Genomic DNA, 24,765 nt, shown 5'->3' on the forward strand with positions numbered 1-24,765 from the left:
GGCGGGTTTTACCAACCATCTCAACCTAAAACTAACCATCTATGAAACCCGCCCCCAAAGGGCGAAAAATACACCTCAACAATAAGTCAAGCCGGAGCTGGAATGCCCGGTAAATCGCCATCAAAATCAGGAGTTCGATCGCCCCAATTCCACCCCCTCGCCACCTTAGCCTGTTCCAAATCTTCCCCCGGCAAAGGTTTCACGCCCTGCGTCACCTGATTCACCCACCAGTGTTCGTGAGTTTGCACCCCCGCGAATCCTGCAGCCCCCACCCAAGCATCGAGGCTGCCAGCCGCGTAAGACTTAATATAAGGCTCTTCAAAGATATCAGTCAGCCACTCTGTCTGCCGCAAAGTTTTTTGGTTTCCGTCCAAAATTGCCACTTGTCCCCCAACCTTCAGCAGTCGGAAGCTTTCTCGCAAAATTGCCCGCGATACAGCAGGTGGCGTCTCGTGAAACAGCAAGGAAGCTGCGACTAAATCGAAGCTAGCATCGCCAAAAGCAACGCTTTCGGCATTTCCGTGCAACCACTGGATATTTAAGCCGGCTTTTTGCGCTTTCATGTCGGCAACTACCAGCATATAAGGCGACAAGTCCAGGCCGACAACTTCCGCTTCGGGAAAAGCCTGCTTGAGCATGAGCGTTGTCGAACCGGTGCCGCATCCCAAATCGATGATTCGGCGCGGTTTCACCCGCACAGCGTCAATTAAGCCTTGCCTGACGACTGTTTCGTGGGGAGGCAAAACATATTGCGTGATGGGATCGTAGGAAACGGCGGCACTGGGGTTGAGATAGCCGCGTTTAATGCCGTGAAAGTTTTGGCTGCTGTAATATTCGGGATAAACTAAGTTGGGTTGTCGGTAGCGATCGCCCGCTGTTTCCCAGTCGATACCTTCGTAGAGTCGTTTCAGCGCTTCTTCGTCGATCGCCAGTCGCATCAGGGGCGACAAAAAGCGCTCGAAAATTGTATCCTTGCCAACAGCCATAAAACACCTTTAACAAAAACTATTCTAATTTTAGCCAACCGCCGTAAATTTAGCATTAATTAAAACTGTTTAGCCCCTCTTCCCTCTTCCTTCTATCCCTTACCTCCGTTAAAACTTTACAAAATCTGCGGGCTTCCTTTCCCACTTCCTACTTGTACGAGTTTAAACAAGGCAACTGTAGACAAGCTATAAACTCTTATTTTATCAGTCCTTCCCAAATCTAAAATCTAAAATCTAAAATCTAAAATCGTTTTACTTTCCGTTACTAATAGGAATTTTAACCAAAAATTCCGTTCCTCCCCCCGGAGGTTTAGCAATTGTGATGCTACCACCATGTCCATCTACTACAATTTTGTAGCTAATTGCTAACCCCAAACCCGTGCCTTTACCCACATCTTTAGTAGTAAAAAATGGGTTAAAAATTTGGTCTTTAACGCTGTCGGGAATGCCGGGGCCGTTGTCGGCGATCGCCACTTTCAGAAATTTACCGCCATGTTCGCGAACTACCCCCGTGGAAATAGTAATAATTTTATCCAGGCGATCGATCTCGTTCAAGGCATCGATCGCATTACTCAGCAAGTTCATAAACACCTGATTTAGCTGAGACGGATAGCACTCGACTGAAGGCACTTTTCCGTATTTCTTGACTATATAAATTCTATTTTTAATGCGGTTGGAGAGCAGCAGCAAGGTATTTTCTATACCTTCGTGAATATCCGCTAGCTTTTTGTCAGATTCATCCAGGCGAGAAAAGTTCCGCAAAGAAAGAACTATGCTGCGAATGCGTTCGCTTCCTATTTTCATAGAATTCAATATATGCGGCAAATCCTCCTCGATAAATTCTAACTCGATTTCTTCGCTAAATTCTGCGATTTCCTGGGGAACCTCTGGGAATGCTTCTTTGTATAAACTCACCAACTCTAATAAATCTTTAGTATATTTGCTGGTGTGAGGCAAATTAGCCGAAATAAAGTTAACGGGGTTGTTGATTTCGTGCGCTATTCCAGCCACCATTTGACCTAGGGATGACATTTTTTCGCTCTGCACTAAATGAGTTTGAGTTTTTTTCAGTTCATTTAAGGCACTATTAAGCAGTTTTACTTGGTCTTGGGTTTGACTGTAAAGGTGAGCTTGAGTAATTGCGATCGCCAATTGGTCTGCTACAGCTTTTAACAGTTGAATTTCCTCCCGACTCCAAAGCCAATGAGTAGCGTGGCTACAAATTAAATAACCCTGCGGCTGGTTCTGAGTCTGGACAGGTACGGCTAAATAGCTATTAGCTTTAAGTTCCGGCGGTTGAGTTACACCCTCCGCCCAAGTGTCGCTCGAAAGAATAATTGGTTCGCCTTGACCACTCCGTACTAACACATTTTCGATAAAGTAAGACTCAAACTTTAGGGCTTGTGTCGGAGAATCAGATGGGCAATATTCCCACAGGATTTGTAACGTTTTTTCTTGCGGTTTGTACCAACCAAAAGCCGCCCGTTCTAGGTGCAGCAAACTTACTATTTCTTCGACTGTACTTTGCACAATCTTGTCTAATTCAAGAGAAGCGCGAATGCGTCCGGCAATCCGGTTGAGCATGGCTTCTCGCTCCGCTTGAGCGCGATTGTTTTCGGAGGAGTAAATTAGCCAAATGGCTGCTAGCATTGCCGGGATGAGCAGTCCGGCGACTACGGATGTCAGCAAATTTAATGCTTGCAGTTGGGATTCAATATTTTCGCGGGGAATTACTAAAGCCATCGACCAGTTAACTTCCTTGAGGGGAGCATAGGCTACATACACCCATTTGTTATCTATTTTTACCAGTTCGATGTTCGTCTGGCGGTCGATCATCTGCCGCGCAATTGTGGAGAGAGCGGGGTCTTTTGACTGTAAAAAGCTTGGGGCCTCCTGGTCGATATTTCCGATTAAGTTATTGTTGGGATGAACAATTGGCACTCCTTGTGAATTGAGCGCAAAAGCATAACTTTCGGAACCGTACAGTAAGCTGTTAGCGACAGATGTTACTCGGTCTAATTTAATGCTGCCCGATAGGACTCCAATTACTTGATTGGGAGCGGGAGGTAATGCCCAAATAGGAGCTGAAATAATAATCGTAGAAACTTTTGTACTGCGGCCGATCAGCGGGTCGGAAACGTTGAGCTGTCCGGCCATTGCTTTTTGAAAGTGTTGGCGGTCTTTGCTGTTCGCGCGGTTGCCTAGAGTATTGATAAATGAGCCGTCGGGTTGAATTAATGACAGGATGAAATACTCTTTTAACCGGTATATTTCTCCTTGCAACCGGGGTTCGACTAATTGCCAATTGAGAGTGCCAACCGTAGGATCGTAAGCAATGGTTTCTATTTCTGCTTTGCGGCTGCTTAGCCAGCGGTCGATTTCATCGGTGCCTTTTTCTAGTTTTAATAGTGCTATTTGCTTTAAATTGTCAAGGATTAGTCCGCGTACAAAAAAATAGCTGATGCAAGCTGTTGTGCTAATGGTTAAAGCGGTGGTACCCAGAATTAGCAGGGTCAGCAAATGGCGGCGCTGCCGTCTGTGTTGCCAAAGACTGTGCGCTTGCTGCCACTGCGATTGAGCAGAATTGCTAATGTTGTCCCAGATTTGGCGCAGCTTTTTTGTTTGGTGTGGCGGCGGCGCAGACACAGATCCGGCTTGATTTGCTGGGTTTTGCATCATCAAATGTTCTCTCCGAATCAAATTCATCAAACTGTATTGGTCATTCGGCAGAATTAATATCAGCCAAGTCGTGAAACCAGTTTCAGAAAATAATGCAACTGTAGACCGGTGCTGCCAACCCTGGTGGTCATCAGTCATTCCCAATCTAAAATCTAAAATCTAAAATCTAAAATGGTAAGACTTACATTCCGGATTGCAAACAATTTTTCTTATGGTTGGGCACTCGCCTTCTATTTTGGCATCAATTGTATATTTCGACGTTCGATTTACCTATTTGAGGTTTGTGCTTTACGATATCTTTAATATCTATCTCGTTTGTATAACAAAATAATTGTAAATAACACAGAGAAAATACGGAGTTTTTTAGATTTCTAATGTATTATAATGTATGAGCAAAACTCTATTGACAATTTTACTGATTTGTGCTTTGGTTTCAAGGGGAAATTTTTTCGTCTAAAGCTTTTTTAGCCAAGCGGGTTGCATAAACGGTGAGGGCGATCGTTGCTACCAAACCAATGCCGTAAAGAGTCCACTCAGCAGCAGTGCGCGATCGCCCGCTAGATCCAAGTGCAGCCAAACTCCCGGCCAGGGAACCGATATAAACATACATGACTGTTCCGGGAATCATGCCGATCCAAGATGCCAAAAAATAATCTTTTAGAGATACCTGCGTGACTCCAAAAGCATAGTTAAGCAAATTAAACGGAAAAATGGGAGAAAGTCGCGTCAGCAGCACAATTTTCCATCCTTCAGAAGCAACTGCGGAGTCGATCGCCTTAAATTTTTGATTGCCCTCTATCTGTTTGGAAACCCAGTCGCGAGTTAAATACCGCCCTACCAAAAAAGCGCAAGTTGCACCTAAAACTGAGCCGATGGAAACACAAACCGAACCGCCAACGACTCCAAACAAAACGCCAGAACCGAGAGTCAGCAAAGAACCGGGGATAAATAGAACGGTTGCGACAATGTAAATGAGAATAAAAGCTGCCGGGCCCCACGGGCCGAGACTCGCGATCGACTCCAAGGCATTTTTCAGAATTCCTTGAAAGTTAAAAAACCTAGTCGCTGCAATTAAAGCCACAGCTAAACCAATCCCTAAAATCAGTTTCCACCTATTTGATGGCGGCGGATTTTCATCGGGCGATCGCGAATCATTCATTACCTAAACTCTCCACTCATTCATTGCATACACCGTAAGGTCTATAGTTGCGCTTTAGCGCTAAAAAACTTTGTAATAAAGCGCAACTTTTCCCTTAAATTAAATCAAAGTACCGCCACAGCTAGAACCGCTACCCGCCGTACAGCCGTAACAATAAGCAGCCGTTTGCACATCTTGAATCACATCTAAACTGCCAGATGCAAGCAATTTAGCAGTATTTATCTTTTCCCCACTGCCAGTTTTCGCCGGCAGATTTTCCATTTGGTTAAAATCGCAGTCGTAGACATTGCCCAAATAGTCGATCGACAATTCGTTACGGCACATTAAATGTTCCAGAGTACCGGGATTAAAATTATCCTCCAAAAACCCCAGATAAGACTTGTGAAGTTTCTTATGTTCCAAATGAAACTTAGTCCGTCCCACCGGCAAATTAGTAATCGCGAACAATTGATTAAAACAAATCCCAAAATGTTCGGCTAAATAAACCTTGTAATCTTGCTCTAACTTGCCTTGTTCCGGTGTTAGCGAAAACTTGTCTGTTGCCGGCACTTGTGGATTGTACACCAAATCCAGAATTAAATTTGGCTTTTTCCCGTATCCCAACTCATTTAGCTTTTGCAGCGCCCGAATCGAACTGTCAAAAACACCGTTGCCACGCATTTTGTCCACATTGTCAGCTTGGTAGCAGGGAAGCGACGCCACAATTCTGAGTTGGTGCTGCGCGCAATATTCGGGAATATCTTCAAAACCTTTTTCAAAGTAAATAGTCAAATTAGAACGAACAATTACCTCTTTACCTGCAGCCCTGGCAGCTTCCGCTAGCGGTTTAAAACCGTAAAGCATTTCGGGAGCACCGCCGGTGAGGTCAACAGTTTGAATTTGAGGAAAGCGGCGAATGATTTCAATTAATTGGTCGCAAATTTCCGGGGAAAGTTCTTCTGTTCGTGTCGGGCTAGCTTCAACGTGGCAGTGAGTGCAAGCGAGGTTGCAGCGTTTGCCGAGATTTATTTGTAAAACTGTAATCTGCTTTTTAGTTAAAGCTGAGTGAAGTTTGTTTTTGAAAGGCGTGACTGCGGTCTGAATCATGTGCTAAACTTTTTAGTCTCTGCTCGCAACGGATTTAGAGGCGTTCCGGCGGAACGCCTCTCATAATTTAGCACTAATTCTTTGGATGCGAAAGCGACAAATTTTAACTGTCGCTACAAAGTTAATTGAAACTCACATCTTGCACCATTCTTAAGAACAGGCTTTTCGGCCTGTTCCACAAAAGTTAATTTTATTGTGGGGTGGGCATCCTGCCCGCCCGTCTACTTAATCTTACTTGAGAGAGTCCACTAATGTTTCAACTCGTGCTTTAATTTCATCTCGAACGCGGTGAAAAGTTTCGATGGGTTGTCCGTCGGGATCGTCGAGTTGCCAATCTTCAAATACTTCTCGCAATACCCACGCTTCGGGTAAATTCACGCCGCAGCCACAGAGAGAAATTACGGCATCGTAGTCTTCTGCATTGAATTCGTTTAATGGATTGGATGTTTGATCGGTGATGTCAATGCCGATTTCTGACATGACTTGAATTGCTGTTGGATGAACTCTGCTTGATTCTAACCCGGAACTGGTGACTCCAATCTTGCCGGCGCCGATGGTTTTAGCGAATCCTTCTGCCATTTGCGATCTGCAGGAGTTTCTTTTGCACACAAACATTACTTTTTTCATGGTTTTTGTTGGTTGTTAGTTGTTAGTTGGTGGTTGTTAGTTAGATGTTTCAAGGGCGCGATTTGCTAGGGCGATCGCCTCTTTAGCTGCTTGTTCTTTGCGTTCGCTGTAGCGATCGGTCAAATAGTCGGTTTGCTCCCGCAACAGCAAGGTAAACTTGTACAGTTCCTCCATTACGTCGATCGCGCGATCGCGATAAGGCGAATCCTTCATCGTCCCATCTTCATTAAATTCCTGATAAGCTTTCGCAACCGAAGACTGATTCGGAATCGTAAACATCCGCATCCAGCGGCCCAAAATTCTCAAAGTATTGACTGCATTAAAAGACTGCGAACCGCCGCTGACTTGCATCACCGCCAAAGTCCTGCCTTGAGTTGGTCTGACAGCCCCAATATTTAAAGGAATCCAGTCAATTTGATTTTTCATAATGCCAGTAATATTACCGTGCATTTCTGGACTAGACCACACTTGACCCTCCGACCACAGGCTCAATTCCCGCAATTCTTGAACCTTCGGATGCGTATCGGGAACGCTACCGTAAATTGGCAGTTCCAGAGGATTAAAAAACCTAACCTCTGCACCGAACCCCTCAATAATTCGAGCCGATTCTTCCGCCAACAAGCGGCTGTAAGAACGCTCTCTTAAAGAGCCGTATAAAAAGAGAATTTTGGGTTTATGAGTGAATTCGTTCATGAGATTCTAGCAATTGGAATTGGGCAGACAACGAGGGTCTCGCAGCGATGCAGTTTCTGGTTTTCGGGGAAACCAAAATGCTGTTCGCTTGCAGATTTCTACCAACATTAACATCACTGGAACCTCAATTAAAACACCGACAACTGTAGCCAAGGCTGCACCTGAGTTTAAGCCAAACAGCATCACAGCCGTAGCAATCGCTACCTCAAAATGATTGCTGGCCCCAATCAGCGCGGCAGGTGCTGAATCTTCGTAGCACAAGTTGAGTTTTAAAGCTGCTACATAAGAAATCAGAAAAATGAAGTTTGTCTGGATAAACAGAGGCACAGCAATTAAAAGAATGTGCAGAGGATTGTTGACAATCAACTCTCCTTTGAAGGCAAACAAAAGAATTAGCGTAATCAAAAGGGCCGCCGTAGCAACTGGACTCAGATATTGCATAAACTCTCGTTCAAACCATTCTCGCCCTTTATGTTTAAAAATCCAGAAACGGCTATACATTCCGGCGGCTAAGGGCAAACCGACATAAATCAATACAGACAATACTATTGTCTGCCAAGGAACAACTAAATCATTTGCTGCTAACAGCCATCTGCCTAATGGTGCATATAAAAACAGCATTGCTAGGGAATTAATGGCAACCATAACGAGGGTATGTCCTTGATTGCCGTAGGACAGATATCCCCACATTAAAACCATCGCAGTACATGGGGCAATTCCTAATAATATTGTACCTGCAATGTAGGAACTAGCGATGGAGACTTCACTGCCACGAATTATTTCGGTGCCGGTAATGAGGGGGCGAAATAGCCAACCTAAGAAAAACTGAGAAAAGGCTACCATTGTAAATGGTTTGATAACCCAGTTGACGACTAATGTTAAAATCACTGGTTTGGGCGTTCGCGCTGCATTAGCCGCCTGGGTAAAGTCTATTTTTACCATGATGGGATACATCATAAAAAACAGACAGATGGCAATAGGAATTGACACCTGATAAAAGCTGAGAGCATCAAGGGTGACGGCGACGTTAGGGAATAGTCTACCGAGAAGAATACCGCCTAAAATACAAAGAAATACCCAAAGGGTGAGGTATCTTTCAAAAAAACTGAGTTTGCTTCCTGCTTTGACAGGTGAGTTAGTTGCTTGAGGATGGTTCATTTAGTTAACTGGTAAGTGAAACTTGATGAGAAAAAATTAAAATTTTGCCTCTTTTCGTAATAACTCTCCAATGGTTAAGTCAAACCTAGCTTGACCATCGAAGAAAGTCCCAACTTTGCCATTGTAGAAATTCTTGTAAATCAGTTGATAGCCTTCGCTTGGTAGGGGAATGTAACCGACCGACTGGACTAAAGTTGGTGCTTTTTTCATGTAGAATTGCACAAACTCGCCCACCTCTGGTTTATTTTGGACAGCGGTGTAACTGACATAGATAAAAAGAGGTCTACCGAGGGGTTGATATTGAGCGTTTTCTACAGTTTGTATGCTGGGTAGAACTGGCCCTTTACCATTGTCTATTCCTAATGCTTTTAATTGATTTTGATTGGTTTCGTAATAGCTTAATCCAAAGTAACCCAAGGCATTTGGATCTTTGATAACTCCTTGGGCTAAAACATTATCATCTTCACTAGCTGTATAGTCGGTACGGCTGGATTTCGCAGTACCTACTGTTGCTTCTGTGAAGTAGTCAAATGTACCGGAATCTTTGCCTGCACCGTAAAGGGTTATAGGTTGATTTGGCCAATTAGGTCGAATCTGATTCCAGCGGGTAATTTTTCCTTGGGCGGCGGGTTCCCAAAGTTTTTTTAGTTCGGCTACTGTGATGTCTTTTGCCCAGCTATTGTTGGGATTGACTACTACTGTGAGCGCGTCAAAGGCGACTGGTAATTCGTAGTAGCGGATGCCTGCTTTGTTGCAGGCTTCCATTTCCCCTGCGCTGATGGGGCGCGAGGCGTTGCTGATGTCTGTTTCGCCAGCACAAAACTTTCTAAATCCTCCACCAGTACCGGAGAATTCAACAGTAATTGATGCTTTTTTGGGATTGGTATTTTGATATTCTTTGGCGATCGCATCCGTAATTGGATACACGGTGCTGGAACCGTCTATTTTAATGCTTTGCGATTCTGGCGACTGGACTTGTCCGCAGGAGCTGAGAAGCCCGATCGCACCTATGGTCAAAGCAATTATACTTAGTGCGGAAACCTTGGCCTTTTCTGCTCGGTTCATTGACCTCACCCAATGCCATAACTAAGGGGTACACTGGAATCATATCAATAAAATTTGATATGTCAAGTATGAGGGAAGACAAACAGGCAATCAACACATTAAGAAATGTTGATGGGTTAATCTGCGTCAGAACAGGGGCGTGCCGGCAGGATCTGGCTGAAGCGGCGGTATTCGGCGAGGTACTGTTCGAGGGCGACAAACTGAGCTAAATTGAGGCTGTAGTAAATCCAGCGGCCTTCTTGGCGGCTGCGGACTAAAGCTGCATCCTTCAAGGCTTTGAGGTGAAAAGAGAGTTTAGGCTGAGGGACAGAAAGCCGATCGCACAATTCGCAAACGCACAACTCCTGTTCTCGCAGCAACTCCAGAATCTGAATCCGCAGGGGGTCAGAAAGAGCGTGAAAGCCGGAGGAGACAAGTTTTTCCGAAATCTGTCGCTGTGAAATGCGATCGGGCGCAGCCGTAGAATTTTTAAGCATCAATTATTTTGAAAACATCCATACAAAACATCATAGTTACTCAAGCTTCATCCCAGAAAATCAGTGCATTCAGCATCGACAGATTCTTCGGAGTTGATTACTTGGGATTCTGTACCCTTGCCGGCACATCAGTGAGTCCGGCTTTCTGCATCAGCGAAATCACCCCTATAGATAGAATTCCCCCAATAATTGCCCCGACAACTACCAGGATGATAAAGACTTTTTGCAGAGTTTTTTTAGTAGCTGGGTGGTACTGTCTTGGCAATGCTTCACCTTGCTCGTCAACTTCTTGCTCCAAGGGGTCTAGCGGATTGGAGGGATTTGAGTTAAAGGGATTGGGCGCTTGATTCATGGTTAGTTTCGGTTAAAGGAGATCGACAACTATTTTAACTTGCGATTTAGCCTCGCAGCTTAAATAATACATTCTGGTTTTACTGAATAGTCTATAAATTTTATTAAGATTGCTAACATACGGATTAACCCGGTTTATTGAATAAACCGGGTTTTTTAACATACTAAAAGTTTTATGTCACACTTCTGCTTTTGACAAACGATCGAGAGAAATTGTTGCCGCCTCAGATACTTGAGAATTGCTATCTTTTTCTAGGTATTTCAAAGCCGAAACGCTCTTAACACTCGGCAAATTGCCCAAAGCTTCAGCCAGCCTCTGGCGGATCAGCCAATCTTCCGACTGAGCAAAATTGAGGATGCGATCGATCGCCCCAATATCTTTAATTTCCCCCAAAGCCGAAATTGCCGCCTGCTGGATCACCACTTGATCGCTGTCGAGAGCTTTCAGTAGCACATCGCGGGCCCGGGGATCTTTGAGATTTCCCAGAGAAACAGCAGCGCTGAAGCGCACCAGCCATTGAGTATCTTCGTAAAAAGCGCGCACCAAAGCATCAAAAGCTCTGATATCTTCGAGATAGCCCAAAGCACCCGCAGCGTCAGCGCGAATGCCGTAATCCGGGTCTGTTTCTAGCAATTTGACTAGAATAGGATAGCACTCTGCTGTCGGTTTGACCCCAAGAGCAAACACAGCCATCGATCGTACCTGCAAACTTTCGTCGTTCAACACCTTTTTAATCAAAGGCACCGCCTCTGCAGCAGGCACATTCCGCAAGTTGGCCAAAGCCACCATGCGATCGGCGGAATTTTGGCTTTCTAACTTGGCTGCAATTTGCTCTAAGCTTAAAGTTGTCATTATGGATAAATCTTGTAGTAAAACTTTACATTCGGGTTATTTTGATTATAGGGGAGTCTCAGGGGAAAAGCAGGCCGTAAAAACCGCCCTGCGTATTTGAGATGAATGAGATTGCGGATTATTTCCATTAATCTGAAGCTCAGATTAATGGAAATAATCAATTAGAAAGTCTATTATTTAAGTCGCAAGCATAGGCGAGGTGTTACACTATATCGGATAATCCCAAGACTTTATTGTACAGTGCTTAACAAAGCAACAAAAAACTTTTCGTTTATCCCCCAAAAAAATTATGATTGTCGTTGAAAGGCATTACATAGATCGGCAGCATCAGTTTTTTAAACAGTTTGATGACTTATCTTTCCTGTCCAAAAAACTCTACAATTATGGTAACTCTTACATGAGGCAACACTTTTTTAACTCTGAGTCAAAAGTTGGCGCTGCCAAGAGTCTAAAACAGTTATATGCCATCCTAAAACCCACAGCCGACTATAAATCCTTACCTGCTAAAATTAGCACTCAAGTTCTCAAACAAGTTATTCACGATTCGGAGGCTTGGAAAAAGTCAATCAAGGCTTATTACCGAGATATCCATCAATTTTCATCCCCCCCCCGAATTCCCAAATACAAACATAAAACCTGTGGACGTAACTTGTTAATTTATGATAACCAATCGATAGGACAAAGGGGAAAAAAGAAAAATAATGGGCTACTTCATTTATCTCAAAGTGACATAATAATTGCTACAAAAGCGCAAGATGTCATAGAGGTAAGGATAGTTCCTGCCACAGCGACCTACGTTGTTGAGGTTGTTTATAAAAAGCCTGTAACGTTGGTGGATTTAAACCCTCAACTCATAGCAGGTAGAGATTTAGGGATTGATAACCTCGTCGCTTTAGCATCAAATAAGCCAACATTTACTCCAACTCTATATGATGGAAAACAGCTCAAATCAATCAATCAAGGTTTGAATAAGCGCCGAGCATTTTTACAGTCAAAACTTGAGAAAGGGAAATATACCACACATCAAATCCAGCAAATCATCTTTAAGCGAAACAATCGAGTTGAAAACTATCTTCATCAAACCAGCAGTTTGATAGTCAAGCGGTTGGTGGACGCTCAAATCGGGCAGTTAGTTATTGGGAAAAATGTGGGGTGGAAACAAAATTTACAATTAGGAAAAAAAACGAATCAGACGTTTGTAGCAATTCCTGACGCCAAGCTCGTAGAAATGATTACTTACAAAGCTGAGTTAGTGGGGATAAAGGTAACAGTTACAGAAGAATCTTATACAAGTAAGTGCAGCTTTTTGGATTTATATCCTGTCGGTAAGCAAGAGTCTTACCAGGGTAAGAGAGTTAAACGTGGGTTGTTTCGGTCGGGGAATGAAACGCTGATTAATGCTGATGTGAATGCAGCATTAAATATGATTAGAAAAGTAAACGGAAACTCACCCTTTGAGGAGTGCAGCAACCGTATAGAGGTGTTTGCAGTTTCACCTGTACGGGTTTCACCTGTACGAAAAGAGCCACAAAAAATCCGGTAATGTCAAGTATTGCCCGGTTTTTTGTGAACTGTTTCTGCCGTTCCCCAAGGCTTTGCCCGATCGTTAGCCGCCCTCTGACAACCTGCCATCCACTATGCCGTTCTACCACCCGCCCTTTTACTCCTCAGCCTTAGAACAAGCGATCGATCGCTACCCCCTCACTGCCGGGCCAGAAACTTCCTTAGCAGTGGCGATCGCGCTGATGAGTCAGTTGCAAAACAGTTGTCCCCTAGTCAAAACACCTGTACCCTCAGACCGGGGGGCGATGACCGAAACAGCCGCGCCGGAAAAGGTGCGGGCCCGCTGCGTGTTCGTCGTCCAGAACCAGCAGACTATTACCACAGGCAACTTATCCGACAACCCCAGCCGCGGACTGTTAATCGGCATATTAACTCCCGCCGACCTAGTGAGGCTGATAGCTTCTGGCACAATAGACAGCCAGCACAAAGTAGCCCTGCACAAAATACCAATTTCCGAAGTGATGTCCCCGGTGTCGGTCTCCCTCACAGAATCCGACGACCAAGACGTGTTTACCGCCTTATCCTTATTTCGCCAGCACAAGATTCGCTATTTGCCGATCGTCAATCAATTTCGCCACTTGGTAGGAGTGCTGACACGGGAAAGAATTCGCCAAGTATTGCAGCCTTCAAACATTCTTAAATTGCGGCGGGTAGCAGAATTAATGACTACGCCAATTACAGCGCCTCACACTGCCTCGCTGCTGAGCATAACCGAACTGATGTCAGAGCATCAAGTCAGTTGCGTAGTGATTACAAAAAACAAAGAATTAACAATGGAGAAACCCAAAGATGACTATACCTCCATTTTTCACTATTCCTTTCACCAACCCCTGGGAATTATTACCGAATATGACATTGTGCAGGCACAGTTTCTTGAACTAAATTTCAAGCAAACCCCAGGTCAAAAAATCATGAGAACTCCCCTGCAATTTCTTCAACCCTCCGATTCCCTATGGACGGCGCACAAAGAAATGCAGCAGCAACAAGTGCAGCGGTTAGTCGTGTGCGGGGGGCGCGGAGAACTGTTGGGCATTATTACTCAGACCAGCTTGCTCAGAGTCCTCGACCCCACCGAAATGTATCGAGTTGTCAAACAGTTGCAGCAGTCGGTTTATCAATTGCAAGCAGAAAAAGTGGAACTGTTGCAAAGCCGCAACGCCAAACTGGAACAGCAGGTGCGGGAACGGACGGCAAAACTCCACGAACAATTGCAGCGCGATCGGCTGTTAACTCACATTTCCTTGCGGATTCACCAATCCTTAAACCTCGAAGAAATTCTCAACGCCAGCGTCGATGAAGTCCGCCAAGTTTTGCAAGCTGACCGAGTAGCCATCCTGCATTTAGAGTCGAGCAATTACGGCATTGTAGTGGCAGAATCAGTTGCCGAAAATGGGCCTTCAATCTTAGGAGAAATCCTGCCCGATAATATTTGGCAAGAATCTGCTTCGGTGATAGAACAGGAAATTTATGCCGTCCCCGACATCGACCAAGCCCGTTTGAGTGCCGAAAAATATGCCTGGTTCCACCAAGCGCAAATCAAAGCTTATTTGATTGTACCAATTTTGCAAGACGGCAATTTGTGGGGGATGATGTGTGTTCATCAGTGTTCCCAATCCCGTCAGTGGCAGCCTTCGGAAGTGGATTTGCTGCTGCAACTGGCAACTCAAATCGCGATCGCCATTCAGCAAGCCCAACTCTATCAGCAAGTCCAAAATCTCAACACCGACCTCGAACGCCAAGTCCAAGAACGCACCGCAGAATTGCAGCAAAAAGTTCACGAACTCCAGCATTTAAATGTCCTTAAAGATGAATTTCTCAGCACAGTTTCTCACGAACTGCGGACGCCTTTAGCTAATATAAAAATGGCTATTCATATGTTGAGAATTTCTCCCACGCTAGATCGACGCCAGATTTATCTAGAAATTTTAGAAACAGAATGTACTAGAGAAACAGACTTGATTAATGCTTTGCTAGATTTGCAGCGGCTCGAAGCTGCAACTTGTCCGATCGACCTCGAACCAGTAAACTTAGAACTCTGGCTGCCTACTATTATCGACCCGTTTTACACCCGGGCCCACGACCGCCACCAGGATTTGCGAGTAGAGTGCGATCGTCACCTCCCCACGATCAGTTCCAACCGCGCTAGTTTGGGACGAATTTTAGCCGAACTCCTCAACAATGCCTGCAAATATACTGCCAATGGCGGCGAAATTTTTCTGAAAGTTGAGTGCAAAAACGGAGAGGGGGAACAAGGAGAACAAAGGACAAATTCGCGACAAGCAAGTGCTGTGGCTTCAGAAATCCAATTTACACTCAGCAATCAATCGTCCATCTCAATAGAGGAATTGCCTCGAATCTTTGAGAAATTTTATCGAGTTCCCAACGCAGATCCTTGGAAACAAGGAGGTACAGGTTTGGGTTTAGCTTTGGTTCAAAAACTTGTGGAACAGTTGCAGGGAAAAATTGAGGTTGAAAGCAGCAATGGCTGGACTAATTTTATCGTTACATTTCCTACCAACCCCGATGGAAATTAGTCCGCACTCAGTCAATTTGAGATTTGAGATTTGAGATTTGAGATTTGAGACTTCGGCCTAAGAGGTTGGGCGAGCGCGAGCTTCAAGTCGCGCTCAGTCCAAGGATTTTTGATTTTCGATTTACTCCACAGACAAATCTGGGAGATTGAACAAGAATCTAAAATTTTGGGAGTTCCATGACCGCGAATTTCTTCATGTGGTATCCGCCACGTGATTTATCCGTGGAATCAATCCCAAATCGAAAATCAAAAATCCTCAAGAAAGAGCATTTATCTCGCCCAAGTCAATTCTAAAATCTAAAATCTAAAATCTAAAATCGATTGACTCATGTCGAGGGCGGGCATCTTTTTTTGGGGGTCTTCTTTGTTGGGTTTCACTCTTTTTTTGGAGCTAGTTTGCGGATACGAGACGGTGCTGGTGTCAAATTCAAATATTCACTTTTATCTTCAACAACTGATGCTCTCGATGCTGGATACTTCTTGCGTTTAGGGGCATGATTCGCAACTGTGCCCAAGCATGGTATGCCAAAATTTTCTAATTGACTGAAAACTTTTTTGACTACAGAAAAGGGAACCTGGCGAATTGCTACAACCATCAGTATGCCATCGGTGCGCGCCGCTAAAAAATTCGTATCTTTACTGTCAGCCAGCGGCGGCGTATCGTAGATAACTAAGTCAAATTTTGCCTGAAGTTCTTCCATTAAATACTGCATCTGAGATGATGCCAGCCGTCTGGCAGTACCAGGATTCGGGATACCAGCAGTTAATACAAAAAGATTATCTGCTAGATGCGATCGTTGGATAATTTCATTGGGTTCGTTTTTATGGTCTAGCAAGTTGCTCAATCCCTTGACATTAGGCACTTCCAACAGCAAGTGCAGGCTGGGGGAATGCAAATTCGCGTCTACTAACAGCACTCGCTGACCCGCCAGCGCTGCCACGTGAGCTAAGTTTAAAGCAACGGTAGATTTGCCTTCGCCAACTGTAGCCGAACCAATTGCCACAGAGCTAATCGTTCGATTTGAAGAAAGAAAGCGGATATTAGTATAAAGAGAGTCAAAAGCTTCTATAAATTCCGCAGCAATTTTCTTATTACCCTCTTTTCCTTCAATATAAGCATAGGCATTAGCAATAGAAGGCGGCAATTTTCTAGCATTTTTGTCCAGAGGAATTGCTCCCAATAAAGGCACATCAACCGCATCTTTCACGTCATCAGCACAGTAGAAAATATTGCGAATTTTTTCAATGAGGATAGCAGTTCCCAGACCCAAAACTAGCGCTCCAACAACTGCCATCACTAATTTGTTTTTAGCTTTCGATGGAACTGGCATCAGGTTGCCCTTCTCATCTAGCGGTATCCGTGGTTCAGAAATTATTTCCCAAGGTACTTGGCTTTGAGCTGCTTGGACGCGCAGAGTTTCCCGCTGGCTTAGAAGTTGATCGCGGGTGCGGGCGGCTACTTCTAATTGCTGTTGCAGTTCGTTGTAGCGGCGGGCTATGGTGGGAAATTCTGTTGCTTGCCTGTTTAAATTGTTTTTAGTTTGGCTGATGGCCTGACGGCGAGCTTCTAAGACCTCAACTTGGTTAGCAGTATCAACCAATTGTTTAATCAAGCCTATGCGAATAGAATTTTGAAAATTCTGAACTTTAGAATTGGCTTGGGTACCGACTAAATTTTGCCCCAAAATTCTATCAGTTTGCTGGTTGAGCAAAGCTACTAAATTTGCCCGCTTGCGCTCTAAAGCTTCCACTATAGGGTTAGCAGATTTAAACCGAGCTGTTTCTACAGCAATCTGACCTTCTACTTCCTTAACCTTGGTCAGCAACTCTTTATATTGAGGTTCTTCGCTTAAAGCAGAAGCAGCAATAGCTTCATTTGGTGTAAAATCTAATTGTTTTTGCAAGTTAGCGTACAGCGTTTTCTGTTCTTGCAGTAGCCTTTGAGTTTCTAACTCTAAAGTTTCTACGGCACGAACTTGCTGGATTAATTGCGCGCCTTGTTCTTGAGGATTGGTAATCTGTTGCTCCTGCTGTATCACCTGTAACTCCGATTTCAGGTCGTTTACGCGCTTATTGAGTCCCGGAAGCTGGTCTTCAATAAATTTAACACCTTCACCAATCCGAGTCTTGCGTTCATCAAGACTGTACTTTAAATATTTCTTTTTAGTTTCTTGTAAAACGAACTCAACAAATTCAGGCTCATTCCCCATGAAGCGAACTTCCAAAATTTTAGTCATCGTCATCTGATCTTCTCCGAGCCGCAAAACGACTAATTCTTTTTGAAGCATTTTCTCAGTGAATTTTGGATATCGTTTTTGGACTTGTTTAACAATAGCTGACAGCATCTGAGGACTCTGGAGAATTTGAAGTTGAGTTGCGTAGTCCAAACTAAAAAAATCTCTACTAGGTACTCCTCCCCCCTCGCTGCGATTGGCTAGGGCAGAGGGGTCAGCAATTCTTGCCTCCGTTGTCACGGGTTCCACTAGCATCCGAAAATCGCCTTGATATGTTTTCTTGGCTCCCTTGATCTGATAAACAACTCCGCCGACTACTAGACCTATAATCCCAATAATGATTAGGGCTTTTCGCTGAACAGTCCTCAACAACGGCTTTACATTCAATCCTTTCTGAGGCTGCGCGCTTAAATCTTCTCCCTCGTCAACGGAAAATTGCTGCACCTGTCGGCTCTGGTTGCTAATGGGTACGATATGAGCGTCCTGTTCTCTTTCCATGTTGACCTCTTTGATATTTTGTGGGTAAAATCAGCTTTCTTCTGCGAGCCTTCAGGTTGATACTTTGAGCATTGGCTTAAGGATATCACACGAAATTATTGGTTGGTCGATCCCACTTCCTTCTAATAGTTCTCACTACTTTCACATAGTATACAAAAATCACTAAATCCTTATGCTAGGCCGGCGGTAAAAGTTCTTTTACAACTGCTGGAGAGTTAGATCGGACTGCATTTGGCTCGGCTGCGTTGTGCTTGTATTTAGGGTTTCCGGGCGACGAAGCCAACTTTTTCAGGTGTTGCTCAGCTTCGCGACAGCGGGTTCCATAACTTTACCAAACTTTTACAATTGACCGTAACACCTCAGCCGCCGCTTGCGCTGGTATTGGTTTGTCCTCTATGCCATTTTTCGGTTCGGAGTCAACGACAAAAGCACTTGTTAACTTACGCGCTAACTGATCGGCTAAAAAGTGTTGCATTTCCCCTGTAGATATAATTAGCCACATTCGGCAGATTTTTGGGAACGGCAACTAATCGAATCAATTTCCGAAAAAAATCTGTTTCTTCTTTTAATTATAAACTTTTTGAGGAGTTAGATGAATGATTAAGTGTATATACTTATTTTACCGTGGCGATCATATCGCAAACTCATTTCGATAGTGCGCGAGCGACATAAAATTTAATAATTTGTGTTCTCAAGCTCGATCGACATTTAGAACAACTCAAGCATTCGGGGTTTTTCTACTGGGGCGGATGGCGCGGCGCGATTTATGTATTTTCGTAAAAAAAACTAGGTTTCTGCGTTCCGGGGCTATTACTAAAACTATCGCTTTTATTCGCCCTCCGAGCAAGCTATAGCAATCCTTTCAGGAAACGCGCAACGTTTTTTTTAAATTAACCGATGCCATAAGAAGATGACACATTGTTCAAGAAAAAAATAGTTTGCATAGGATGGGAGGATTGCTATTAATATCGCCCGGATTAGCTATCGGTAGTTGTTATTTTTCGATTTTACGAATTACCAACTATTGGTTATTAGCGCTTACTGATTTTGTGCTTTTCTTTCTCGCAGCTTCAACAATATTTCTGCATGAACTTCGCGGGTTATGGGATAAAAGTATGTGAGAATCATCCCAGCAATTAAAGCAATTGTGGGGAGCGGCCCGATCGCAACTCGAATCGCAAACAGTGCAGACTCTGGCTGTACGGGTGCAGGCTGTCCCGGCACTGTAGATAGAAATCCAGCTCCTTCTAATGCTTGACCTACCAACCACAAACCCCCTGCCAATCCGATTTTTTGCAGCAGTACCATAAACGAATAGAAAACCCCTTCGCGTCTTTCTCCTGTTTGCAGTTCGTCTAGTTCGATCACATCCGGTATCATCGACCAAGGTATTAGATAAGCCGTGGAAACTCCGACACCTGCCATGACTGCTAATAAGTACATCTGCAATACTTGTCCTGGTTGGAGAAAAAATAGTCCAGCTTGAGCAATAATCCACAGACTCATGCCCATAAAATATACGGCTTTTTTGCCGTATCTCTCGCTGACTTTACTCCAAACAAATAGCATGATTAATGCAGTGCCTTGAACTGCGATCGCCACCAAGCTAAAAACGTACTGTGGCTGTTGCATCCAGTTAACAACAAAGTAGGGAATAATAGTAGCCGTCAACTGCACTCCCAGCCAAGAAAAAAGATAAATTCCAATGACGTACAAAAAAGGGCGATTGCTAAATGCAATCTGCAACTGTTCTTTCAGTGGCAAGGATGTAGAATTATCGAGTTCGGCGTTTTCTAATAGTTGGGCTGCGACGTGCTTGCGAGTTCCCAAAACGCACCAGTACAAAGGCAAGACAGAGATAACTGCACAGATTGCACCTAATACTAAATATTGTTGATTCGGGTCTTTTTCAAATACACGAAAGATAATTAGAGCTAAGATTAATGAAAAGATGCTGCCGCCAATGGAGAAAGCAAACCGAAAACTATTAAGGCTAGTGCGTTCGTTGTAGTCTTGAGTAAGTTCTGGAGTCAGGGCAGTGTAGGGAAGATTGACAGCCGTGTAGGCGGTGTTGAACAAAATACTGATTGCAACATAGTACCAAAATAACACTGTGTGATCCGTGCTAGGTACTATCCACTGCAATAAGAAGAATATGCCGAAGGGAATGCCACCATATATTATCCAAGGATATCGGCGGCCCCAAGGGTGAGAAGTGCGATCGCTCAAAACCCCCACAATCGGGTCATTTATAGCATCCCAAATCTTGCCAACTACCAAAATATTACTGGCTAAACCGGCAGGTAAACCAGCAACATTGGTAAAGAAAACTAGGAGGTAAAATGCCAAAACATTAGCGGTAATTGCCGGGCCGAGGTCGCCGGCACCGTAAGCTAATTTTGTTGAGAGGCTGAGTTTTTGTGTTTTGGGGTTGTCGGCTGCAGGTCGAAGCCCGGAAGTGTTGCTCATAAACTTTGATGTCGAGATTTTTTGGCAGTCACAGTCTTTCCAGTAGGAGTATAACTCGCGCTACGCCCTAATACTAAGTTTTTTGTAGCGATCGGGATTATTCTGAATAATTGGTAATTCATAATTGGTAATTGATAGATTTGTTGGGGCGGGTTCACCAACAATAATCGCCCCAAAACAAACAATCTCAAAAACCCGCCCCCACCCAACTTTCCCAGCTAAATGTACGTTCAGATTTACGGTGGGGTGGGGGCGGGTTTATATGAATTGTCGGTCATTGTTATGTATGGTTTGTGAACCCGCCCCTACAACGTTGTGGTAATTAGTATAGTCCCGGACTACTTTAAATCCCAAATCCCCAATCTAAAATCTAAAATCTAAAATCTAAAATTGCTATGTCAGCAATCTCGATTTAGCTGTAATTGCTCCCACACACCACAAAATGGCATTGACAATTTCCGATCGCTGAATATCTTCTGTGTCTAAAAAACTTGCAAACTCTTCCTCAATATTCAAATGGTCGGCAAAATCATAAAGTATGCGCTTGTATTCAGTTGGCATCGGTATTAAAGTAGCTTTCACTAAATCGAAAAGCGCGTTCAAACAGTTGAGGATAGTAGCTGACTCGTCAAAATCTTCGGCATCGAGCAGGTATAGCGTTTCTGCAATGTCGCAAATAGCGTCTATTTGTGTGGGTGGCTTTCCCAGTTTGCTGACATCGATATTGCACAATTGGAGAGCGTTAATCGCTAGTTCTGGACGGGTAAAAAATACAAGTTGACCGCCGGCTACTAAGGGCGGCTCTTGTTCTCCATAGACAATTAGAGTATATAGATTTGGTATTTCGGTGCCAGGGTCGATCCGCAAACCAAACAGCCACAACAATTTTTCTGTATTTGGGTTTGCTGTTTGCAGTGTTGTTGGGAAAATATTTGGTTCTGACATTAATTTTTAATCCCTATAATACGCTCTTAAACTCGGTTTCTACGCAAATTTTTTGTGTTTTAGGACTTACGCCATCATTCCAGGTATGGGGGCAACCACGGGGGTTTGCCCCTACAAAACACTATATATTGAGGCGGTGCGTAAGTCCTGTCTTTGTGAGAAATCTAGAGATAAACCGGGTTTATAAGGCAAAACTGCGTAATTTTTTTGCTATAAATTTTGCTGGATGATGTCGCAGCATTCGGCAACACTTGCTCTTTTTTCCATGGCTGCTACTAGGGCTTCGTAAGCTGATTGGTGGCTTTCGATCAGGTTTTTTGCTCGCAGCAAACCCCAGTTTTGTTTGAGTTGAATTTCGGAAATTGGACGGCGCAGTTGTGTTAAAATTGCACTGATTTTGGTGCGGTCTTCTGCTCCTCCTTCTGCACGGCCGTAAACAAATTTTTCTGCGACTATTCCGGCCATCCACACGGTGCAGTATTGGTCTAAAAGTTGGGCGGAAAGAGTGCCACTTTGGAGTTGAGATGCTAATTGTTGGTCTTCAAATCGGACGCCGCCTTGGGCTGTTTGGCCTTGTTTAAATGCTTCCCAAGCATTGAGGGCGTAGCTGGTTACGGGAATTCCCAATAGGTGGGCGACTAGGAAGTGTCCGGCTTCGTGGTGAAGGATACGATCGCGCTTTTGTTTGGAAGTTCCTCCCAGCAAATCTAATAAAATTGTACCGCCTTGACCTTGCCACTGGAAACTGTCGAGGGTGGCTAGCCCCAACAGGCAAAAAGTGGCGATCGCAGGTACGGCTTCTGGCAAGTTGAATAGGGGGCCCAACAATATGGAAACGGTGATGGCAAAGATAGAAATAGCGATAATATTCAAAGAAGTGTCTTTCATAATCGGGAATTGGTAACTGGGAATTGCTAATGGGGAATTTGTAATAGGGAATTGGTAATGGGAATTGGTTTTAGAGGTAAACTCAGGTACGATCGCGCGATCGGTTTGGCAGCGTCGGGTCGATCGCAGCAGCCGGGACTTCCGACAAAAACTCCATCTTCCAGTTTGACTGAAAATTGCCGCTCCGAAGCCACCGATATTAAAAAGATATTAAAATAAATCAAAGTCCAGTAAAAGTGTTAGTGGAATCCTTCATGTCAGTTTTGGCAGCGATCGCAGTTTTAGGTATCTTGATTGTCGTTCACGAACTCGGCCACTTCTTGGCGGCGAGACTTCAACACATCCACGTCAACCGGTTCTCTATTGGTTTCGGGCCCATCCTCTGGAAGTACCAAGGCCCGGAAACTGAATACGCCCTCCGCGCCTTTCCCCTGGGAGGTTTCGTGGGTTTCCCGGACGACGATCCCGACAGTACAATTCCCCCAAATGACCCGAATTTGCTCAAAAATCGCCCCGTGTTCGATCGGGCGATCGTCATTAGCGCAGGGGTAATTGCCAACTTAATTTTTGCTTACTTCCTTTTGGTGGTGCAATTGAGCACTGTCGGCGCGGCAGAAATGAACTACCTACCGGGAGTTAAAGTCCCGGAAGTCGCCGCAGAAGTCAGTTCGGCCGCCAAACAAGCGGGAATTCGATCGGGCGACGTTGTTCTGTCTGTTGACGGCAAGGAATTGGGCGCTTCCGGCGAAGCAGTCAAATTATTGGTCGCAGCAATCCAAGATCATCCCAACCAACCCCTAGCGTTGGAAATTCAGCGCCAAGAACAAAAATTTGTGGTGACAGTAACTCCTGAAGAGTCGCCCGACGGCAAAGGTCGCATTGGCGTGCAGCTAACTTCTAACGGCACTGTGGTGCGGCAGAGGGCCGGATTTGTAGAGGCGTTTAGCAAGGCCGCCAAAGAATTTGAGCGGATTGTGGTGCTGACGGTTCAAGGTTTCGGGCAGTTACTTAGCAATTTCAGCCAGACTGCCGACAAGTTGTCCGGGCCTGTGGCGATTGTGGCGATTGGTGCAGGGATTGCCAAATCGGATGCTGCGAGTTTGTTTCAGTATGCGGTGTTAATTAGCATCAATTTGGCTGTGATTAATATCTTGCCTTTACCTGCTTTGGACGGCGGTCAGCTAGCTTTTCTGTTAATAGAAGGACTGCGGGGCAAGCCTCTGCCGAACCGCATTCAGGAAAATGTCATGCAGACTGGTTTGGTGTTGTTGCTGGGTTTGGGAGTTTTCTTGATTATTCGCGATACTGCTAATTTGGCTGGCTTTGATTTGCGAAATTTCATGCAATAGTAAATGAAGGAAGAAGGAAGAAGGAAGTTCGGCAACGGATTCGCTCGACGGATGTAACGGATGTAACGGATGTAACGGATGTAACGGATGTAACGGATTTCAGGAAGAAGGAAGAAGGAAGATTTATGTCTAGTTTTCCGTTTTCCTATTTTCCTATTTTTCCCTCTCTTTTTTTCCTACGCAAGCGAGGCAGAGCCTCTGGTTATGGGTTCCCCGGTCGTGCCTGGGAACCATTTAAAAACAAATAACAAATGACTAATGACTACTGATTACTGACTAATGACTAATGACTACTGACTAATGACTAAAAAGTTAAGTTTAAAACAACGATCGCTCGAAATTCTGATTCGCCTCAAGCGCCTCTATCCCGAAGCTCCTTGCACTCTCAACTACGAAACTCCCGTGCAGTTGCTGGTGGCGACGATTCTCTCGGCTCAGTGTACGGACGATCGCGTAAATTTGGTAACGCCGGCTTTGTTTGAGCGTTTCCCCGATGCGGTGGCTTTGGGAAATGCTGATTTAGAAGAATTGGAAAGTCTGGTGCGATCGACTGGTTTCTACCGGAATAAGTCTAAAAATATTAAAGGTGCTTGTCAGGCGATCGTCAATAAATTTAACAATCAAGTGCCGCAGCGGATGGAACTGCTGCTAGAATTGCCCGGAGTAGCCCGCAAAACGGCTAATGTCGTTCTCGCCCACGCTTTTGGTATTAATATGGGCGTGACGGTAGACACTCACGTCAAACGTTTGACTCAGCGGTTGGGATTGACCGAACATACCGATCCTATAAGGATCGAGCGGGATTTGATGATATTGTTACCGCAGCCGGATTGGGAAAATTGGTCGATTCGGTTGGTTTATCACGGCAGGGCAGTTTGTAATGCGAGAAATCCGGCTTGCAATATTTGCGAACTGGCAGATTTGTGTCCTTCTGCTAATAGTTTGGTCTTGCACCAAGGTTAAGTACAGGCAAGATGCCTGTACCACAAAAAAAATGAGTTATTGCAGATTTTTACCCTTCTGCTAATAATTAGGTGTTGCACAAATGCTAAGTACAGGCAAGATGCCTTTACCACAAAAATGTAGAGTTATTGTGGAACAGGCATCTTGCCTGTTGCTAAAAATGTAGAGTTATTGTGGAACAGGCATCTTG

21 protein-coding genes are annotated in these 24,765 nt (G+C 44.5%); 5 read left to right on the forward strand and 16 right to left on the reverse strand.

Features of this window, described 5'->3' with window-relative positions; all coding sequences use genetic code 11:
• Nucleotides 1-86: 86 nt before the first annotated feature.
• The 11 genes from QUB51_RS08945 to QUB51_RS08995 form a co-directional block, all read right to left on the reverse strand.
• On the reverse strand, nucleotides 87-986 hold the full coding sequence (locus QUB51_RS08945) for a class I SAM-dependent methyltransferase (RefSeq protein WP_333210705.1): 900 nt from the start codon (nucleotides 984-986) through the stop codon (nucleotides 87-89).
• 252 nt (nucleotides 987-1,238) lie between these two features.
• Nucleotides 1,239-3,803 (reverse strand): ATP-binding protein, encoded by a 2,565-nt coding sequence (locus QUB51_RS08950; RefSeq protein ID WP_333055604.1) that lies wholly within the window; start codon nucleotides 3,801-3,803, stop codon nucleotides 1,239-1,241.
• A 295-nt stretch (nucleotides 3,804-4,098) separates the two neighbouring features.
• The gene (locus QUB51_RS08955) at nucleotides 4,099-4,824 is read right to left on the reverse strand and encodes a TVP38/TMEM64 family protein (protein ID WP_333055605.1); all 726 of its coding nucleotides are present in this window, start codon (nucleotides 4,822-4,824) and stop codon (nucleotides 4,099-4,101) included.
• Between the two features lie 99 nt (nucleotides 4,825-4,923).
• Nucleotides 4,924-5,910, reverse strand: coding sequence for an arsenosugar biosynthesis radical SAM (seleno)protein ArsS (gene arsS / locus QUB51_RS08960; protein ID WP_333260810.1), 987 nt, complete (start codon nucleotides 5,908-5,910; stop codon nucleotides 4,924-4,926).
• A 231-nt stretch (nucleotides 5,911-6,141) separates the two neighbouring features.
• Nucleotides 6,142-6,537, reverse strand: a complete 396-nt coding sequence (gene arsC / locus QUB51_RS08965) for an arsenate reductase, glutathione/glutaredoxin type (protein WP_190732266.1) — start codon at nucleotides 6,535-6,537, stop codon at nucleotides 6,142-6,144.
• A gap of 36 nt (nucleotides 6,538-6,573) precedes the next feature.
• Nucleotides 6,574-7,230 (reverse strand): arsenical resistance protein ArsH, encoded by a 657-nt coding sequence (gene arsH, locus QUB51_RS08970; protein ID WP_333055608.1) that lies wholly within the window; start codon nucleotides 7,228-7,230, stop codon nucleotides 6,574-6,576.
• 6 nt (nucleotides 7,231-7,236) lie between these two features.
• On the reverse strand, nucleotides 7,237-8,388 hold the full coding sequence (gene arsB / locus QUB51_RS08975; protein WP_333055609.1) for an ACR3 family arsenite efflux transporter: 1,152 nt from the start codon (nucleotides 8,386-8,388) through the stop codon (nucleotides 7,237-7,239).
• Between the two features lie 36 nt (nucleotides 8,389-8,424).
• Nucleotides 8,425-9,453, reverse strand: coding sequence for a PstS family phosphate ABC transporter substrate-binding protein (locus tag QUB51_RS08980; protein WP_333260806.1), 1,029 nt, complete (start codon nucleotides 9,451-9,453; stop codon nucleotides 8,425-8,427).
• Between the two features lie 116 nt (nucleotides 9,454-9,569).
• The gene (locus QUB51_RS08985; RefSeq protein WP_333055611.1) at nucleotides 9,570-9,929 is read right to left on the reverse strand and encodes a metalloregulator ArsR/SmtB family transcription factor; all 360 of its coding nucleotides are present in this window, start codon (nucleotides 9,927-9,929) and stop codon (nucleotides 9,570-9,572) included.
• Nucleotides 9,930-10,026: 97 nt separating this feature from the next.
• Entirely contained in the window at nucleotides 10,027-10,281 is a 255-nt protein-coding gene (locus tag QUB51_RS08990) for a hypothetical protein (RefSeq protein WP_172188171.1), read from the reverse strand.
• Nucleotides 10,282-10,458: 177 nt separating this feature from the next.
• Nucleotides 10,459-11,133, reverse strand: coding sequence for a HEAT repeat domain-containing protein (locus QUB51_RS08995; protein WP_333055612.1), 675 nt, complete (start codon nucleotides 11,131-11,133; stop codon nucleotides 10,459-10,461).
• A gap of 289 nt (nucleotides 11,134-11,422) precedes the next feature.
• On the opposite strand from QUB51_RS08995, the gene QUB51_RS09000 reads away from it, so the two are divergent.
• The gene (locus tag QUB51_RS09000) at nucleotides 11,423-12,676 is read left to right on the forward strand and encodes a transposase (RefSeq protein WP_333055613.1); all 1,254 of its coding nucleotides are present in this window, start codon (nucleotides 11,423-11,425) and stop codon (nucleotides 12,674-12,676) included.
• Nucleotides 12,677-12,770: 94 nt separating this feature from the next.
• Nucleotides 12,771-15,230: a CBS domain-containing protein gene (locus QUB51_RS09005; RefSeq protein WP_333055614.1), complete on the forward strand. Its 2,460-nt coding sequence runs from the start codon at nucleotides 12,771-12,773 to the stop codon at nucleotides 15,228-15,230.
• Between the two features lie 373 nt (nucleotides 15,231-15,603).
• Here QUB51_RS09005 and QUB51_RS09010 read toward each other — a convergent pair whose 3' ends face one another.
• The 5 genes from QUB51_RS09010 to QUB51_RS09030 form a co-directional block, all read right to left on the reverse strand.
• Entirely contained in the window at nucleotides 15,604-17,961 is a 2,358-nt protein-coding gene (locus QUB51_RS09010) for a polysaccharide biosynthesis tyrosine autokinase (protein WP_333055615.1), read from the reverse strand.
• 328 nt (nucleotides 17,962-18,289) lie between these two features.
• Nucleotides 18,290-18,463: a hypothetical protein gene (locus QUB51_RS09015; RefSeq protein WP_333055616.1), complete on the reverse strand. Its 174-nt coding sequence runs from the start codon at nucleotides 18,461-18,463 to the stop codon at nucleotides 18,290-18,292.
• A gap of 536 nt (nucleotides 18,464-18,999) precedes the next feature.
• Nucleotides 19,000-20,430, reverse strand: coding sequence for an MFS transporter (locus tag QUB51_RS09020; RefSeq protein ID WP_333055617.1), 1,431 nt, complete (start codon nucleotides 20,428-20,430; stop codon nucleotides 19,000-19,002).
• A gap of 393 nt (nucleotides 20,431-20,823) precedes the next feature.
• Nucleotides 20,824-21,375: a hypothetical protein gene (locus tag QUB51_RS09025; protein ID WP_333055618.1), complete on the reverse strand. Its 552-nt coding sequence runs from the start codon at nucleotides 21,373-21,375 to the stop codon at nucleotides 20,824-20,826.
• Between the two features lie 210 nt (nucleotides 21,376-21,585).
• The gene (locus QUB51_RS09030; protein WP_333260803.1) at nucleotides 21,586-22,263 is read right to left on the reverse strand and encodes an ATP-dependent Zn protease; all 678 of its coding nucleotides are present in this window, start codon (nucleotides 22,261-22,263) and stop codon (nucleotides 21,586-21,588) included.
• A 57-nt stretch (nucleotides 22,264-22,320) separates the two neighbouring features.
• On the opposite strand from QUB51_RS09030, the gene QUB51_RS09035 reads away from it, so the two are divergent.
• From QUB51_RS09035 to nth, 3 genes are all read left to right on the forward strand, one after another.
• Nucleotides 22,321-22,482: a hypothetical protein gene (locus QUB51_RS09035; RefSeq protein WP_333055620.1), complete on the forward strand. Its 162-nt coding sequence runs from the start codon at nucleotides 22,321-22,323 to the stop codon at nucleotides 22,480-22,482.
• A gap of 35 nt (nucleotides 22,483-22,517) precedes the next feature.
• Nucleotides 22,518-23,612: an RIP metalloprotease RseP gene (rseP, locus tag QUB51_RS09040; protein WP_333260800.1), complete on the forward strand. Its 1,095-nt coding sequence runs from the start codon at nucleotides 22,518-22,520 to the stop codon at nucleotides 23,610-23,612.
• A 300-nt stretch (nucleotides 23,613-23,912) separates the two neighbouring features.
• On the forward strand, nucleotides 23,913-24,575 hold the full coding sequence (gene nth / locus QUB51_RS09045; protein WP_333231660.1) for an endonuclease III: 663 nt from the start codon (nucleotides 23,913-23,915) through the stop codon (nucleotides 24,573-24,575).
• The last annotated feature ends 190 nt before the right edge of the window (nucleotides 24,576-24,765 follow it).

The organism is Microcoleus sp. AT8-A3, assembly GCF_036705675.1.
In the GTDB taxonomy this organism is placed as follows: Bacteria; Cyanobacteriota; Cyanobacteriia; order Cyanobacteriales; family Microcoleaceae; genus Microcoleus.

Bases quoted from the DNA above. Each gene is read 5' to 3' on its own strand.
- QUB51_RS08945 (WP_333210705.1), bottom strand. From the start codon at position 986: ATGGCTGTTGGCAAGGATACAATTTTCGAGCGCTTTTTGTCGCCCCTG.
- QUB51_RS08950 (WP_333055604.1), bottom strand. From the start codon at position 3,803: ATGACTGATGACCACCAGGGTTGGCAGCACCGGTCTACAGTTGCATTA.
- QUB51_RS08955 (WP_333055605.1), bottom strand. From the start codon at position 4,824: ATGAATGATTCGCGATCGCCCGATGAAAATCCGCCGCCATCAAATAGG.
- arsS (WP_333260810.1), bottom strand. From the start codon at position 5,910: ATGATTCAGACCGCAGTCACGCCTTTCAAAAACAAACTTCACTCAGCT.
- arsC (WP_190732266.1), bottom strand. From the start codon at position 6,537: ATGAAAAAAGTAATGTTTGTGTGCAAAAGAAACTCCTGCAGATCGCAA.
- arsH (WP_333055608.1), bottom strand. From the start codon at position 7,230: ATGAACGAATTCACTCATAAACCCAAAATTCTCTTTTTATACGGCTCT.
- arsB (WP_333055609.1), bottom strand. From the start codon at position 8,388: ATGAACCATCCTCAAGCAACTAACTCACCTGTCAAAGCAGGAAGCAAA.
- QUB51_RS08980 (WP_333260806.1), bottom strand. From the start codon at position 9,453: ATGAACCGAGCAGAAAAGGCCAAGGTTTCCGCACTAAGTATAATTGCT.
- QUB51_RS08985 (WP_333055611.1), bottom strand. From the start codon at position 9,929: ATGCTTAAAAATTCTACGGCTGCGCCCGATCGCATTTCACAGCGACAG.
- QUB51_RS08990 (WP_172188171.1), bottom strand. From the start codon at position 10,281: ATGAATCAAGCGCCCAATCCCTTTAACTCAAATCCCTCCAATCCGCTA.
- QUB51_RS08995 (WP_333055612.1), bottom strand. From the start codon at position 11,133: ATGACAACTTTAAGCTTAGAGCAAATTGCAGCCAAGTTAGAAAGCCAA.
- QUB51_RS09000 (WP_333055613.1), top strand. From the start codon at position 11,423: ATGATTGTCGTTGAAAGGCATTACATAGATCGGCAGCATCAGTTTTTT.
- QUB51_RS09005 (WP_333055614.1), top strand. From the start codon at position 12,771: ATGCCGTTCTACCACCCGCCCTTTTACTCCTCAGCCTTAGAACAAGCG.
- QUB51_RS09010 (WP_333055615.1), bottom strand. From the start codon at position 17,961: ATGGAAAGAGAACAGGACGCTCATATCGTACCCATTAGCAACCAGAGC.
- QUB51_RS09015 (WP_333055616.1), bottom strand. From the start codon at position 18,463: ATGTGGCTAATTATATCTACAGGGGAAATGCAACACTTTTTAGCCGAT.
- QUB51_RS09020 (WP_333055617.1), bottom strand. From the start codon at position 20,430: ATGAGCAACACTTCCGGGCTTCGACCTGCAGCCGACAACCCCAAAACA.
- QUB51_RS09025 (WP_333055618.1), bottom strand. From the start codon at position 21,375: ATGTCAGAACCAAATATTTTCCCAACAACACTGCAAACAGCAAACCCA.
- QUB51_RS09030 (WP_333260803.1), bottom strand. From the start codon at position 22,263: ATGAAAGACACTTCTTTGAATATTATCGCTATTTCTATCTTTGCCATC.
- QUB51_RS09035 (WP_333055620.1), top strand. From the start codon at position 22,321: ATGGGAATTGGTTTTAGAGGTAAACTCAGGTACGATCGCGCGATCGGT.
- rseP (WP_333260800.1), top strand. From the start codon at position 22,518: ATGTCAGTTTTGGCAGCGATCGCAGTTTTAGGTATCTTGATTGTCGTT.
- nth (WP_333231660.1), top strand. From the start codon at position 23,913: ATGACTAAAAAGTTAAGTTTAAAACAACGATCGCTCGAAATTCTGATT.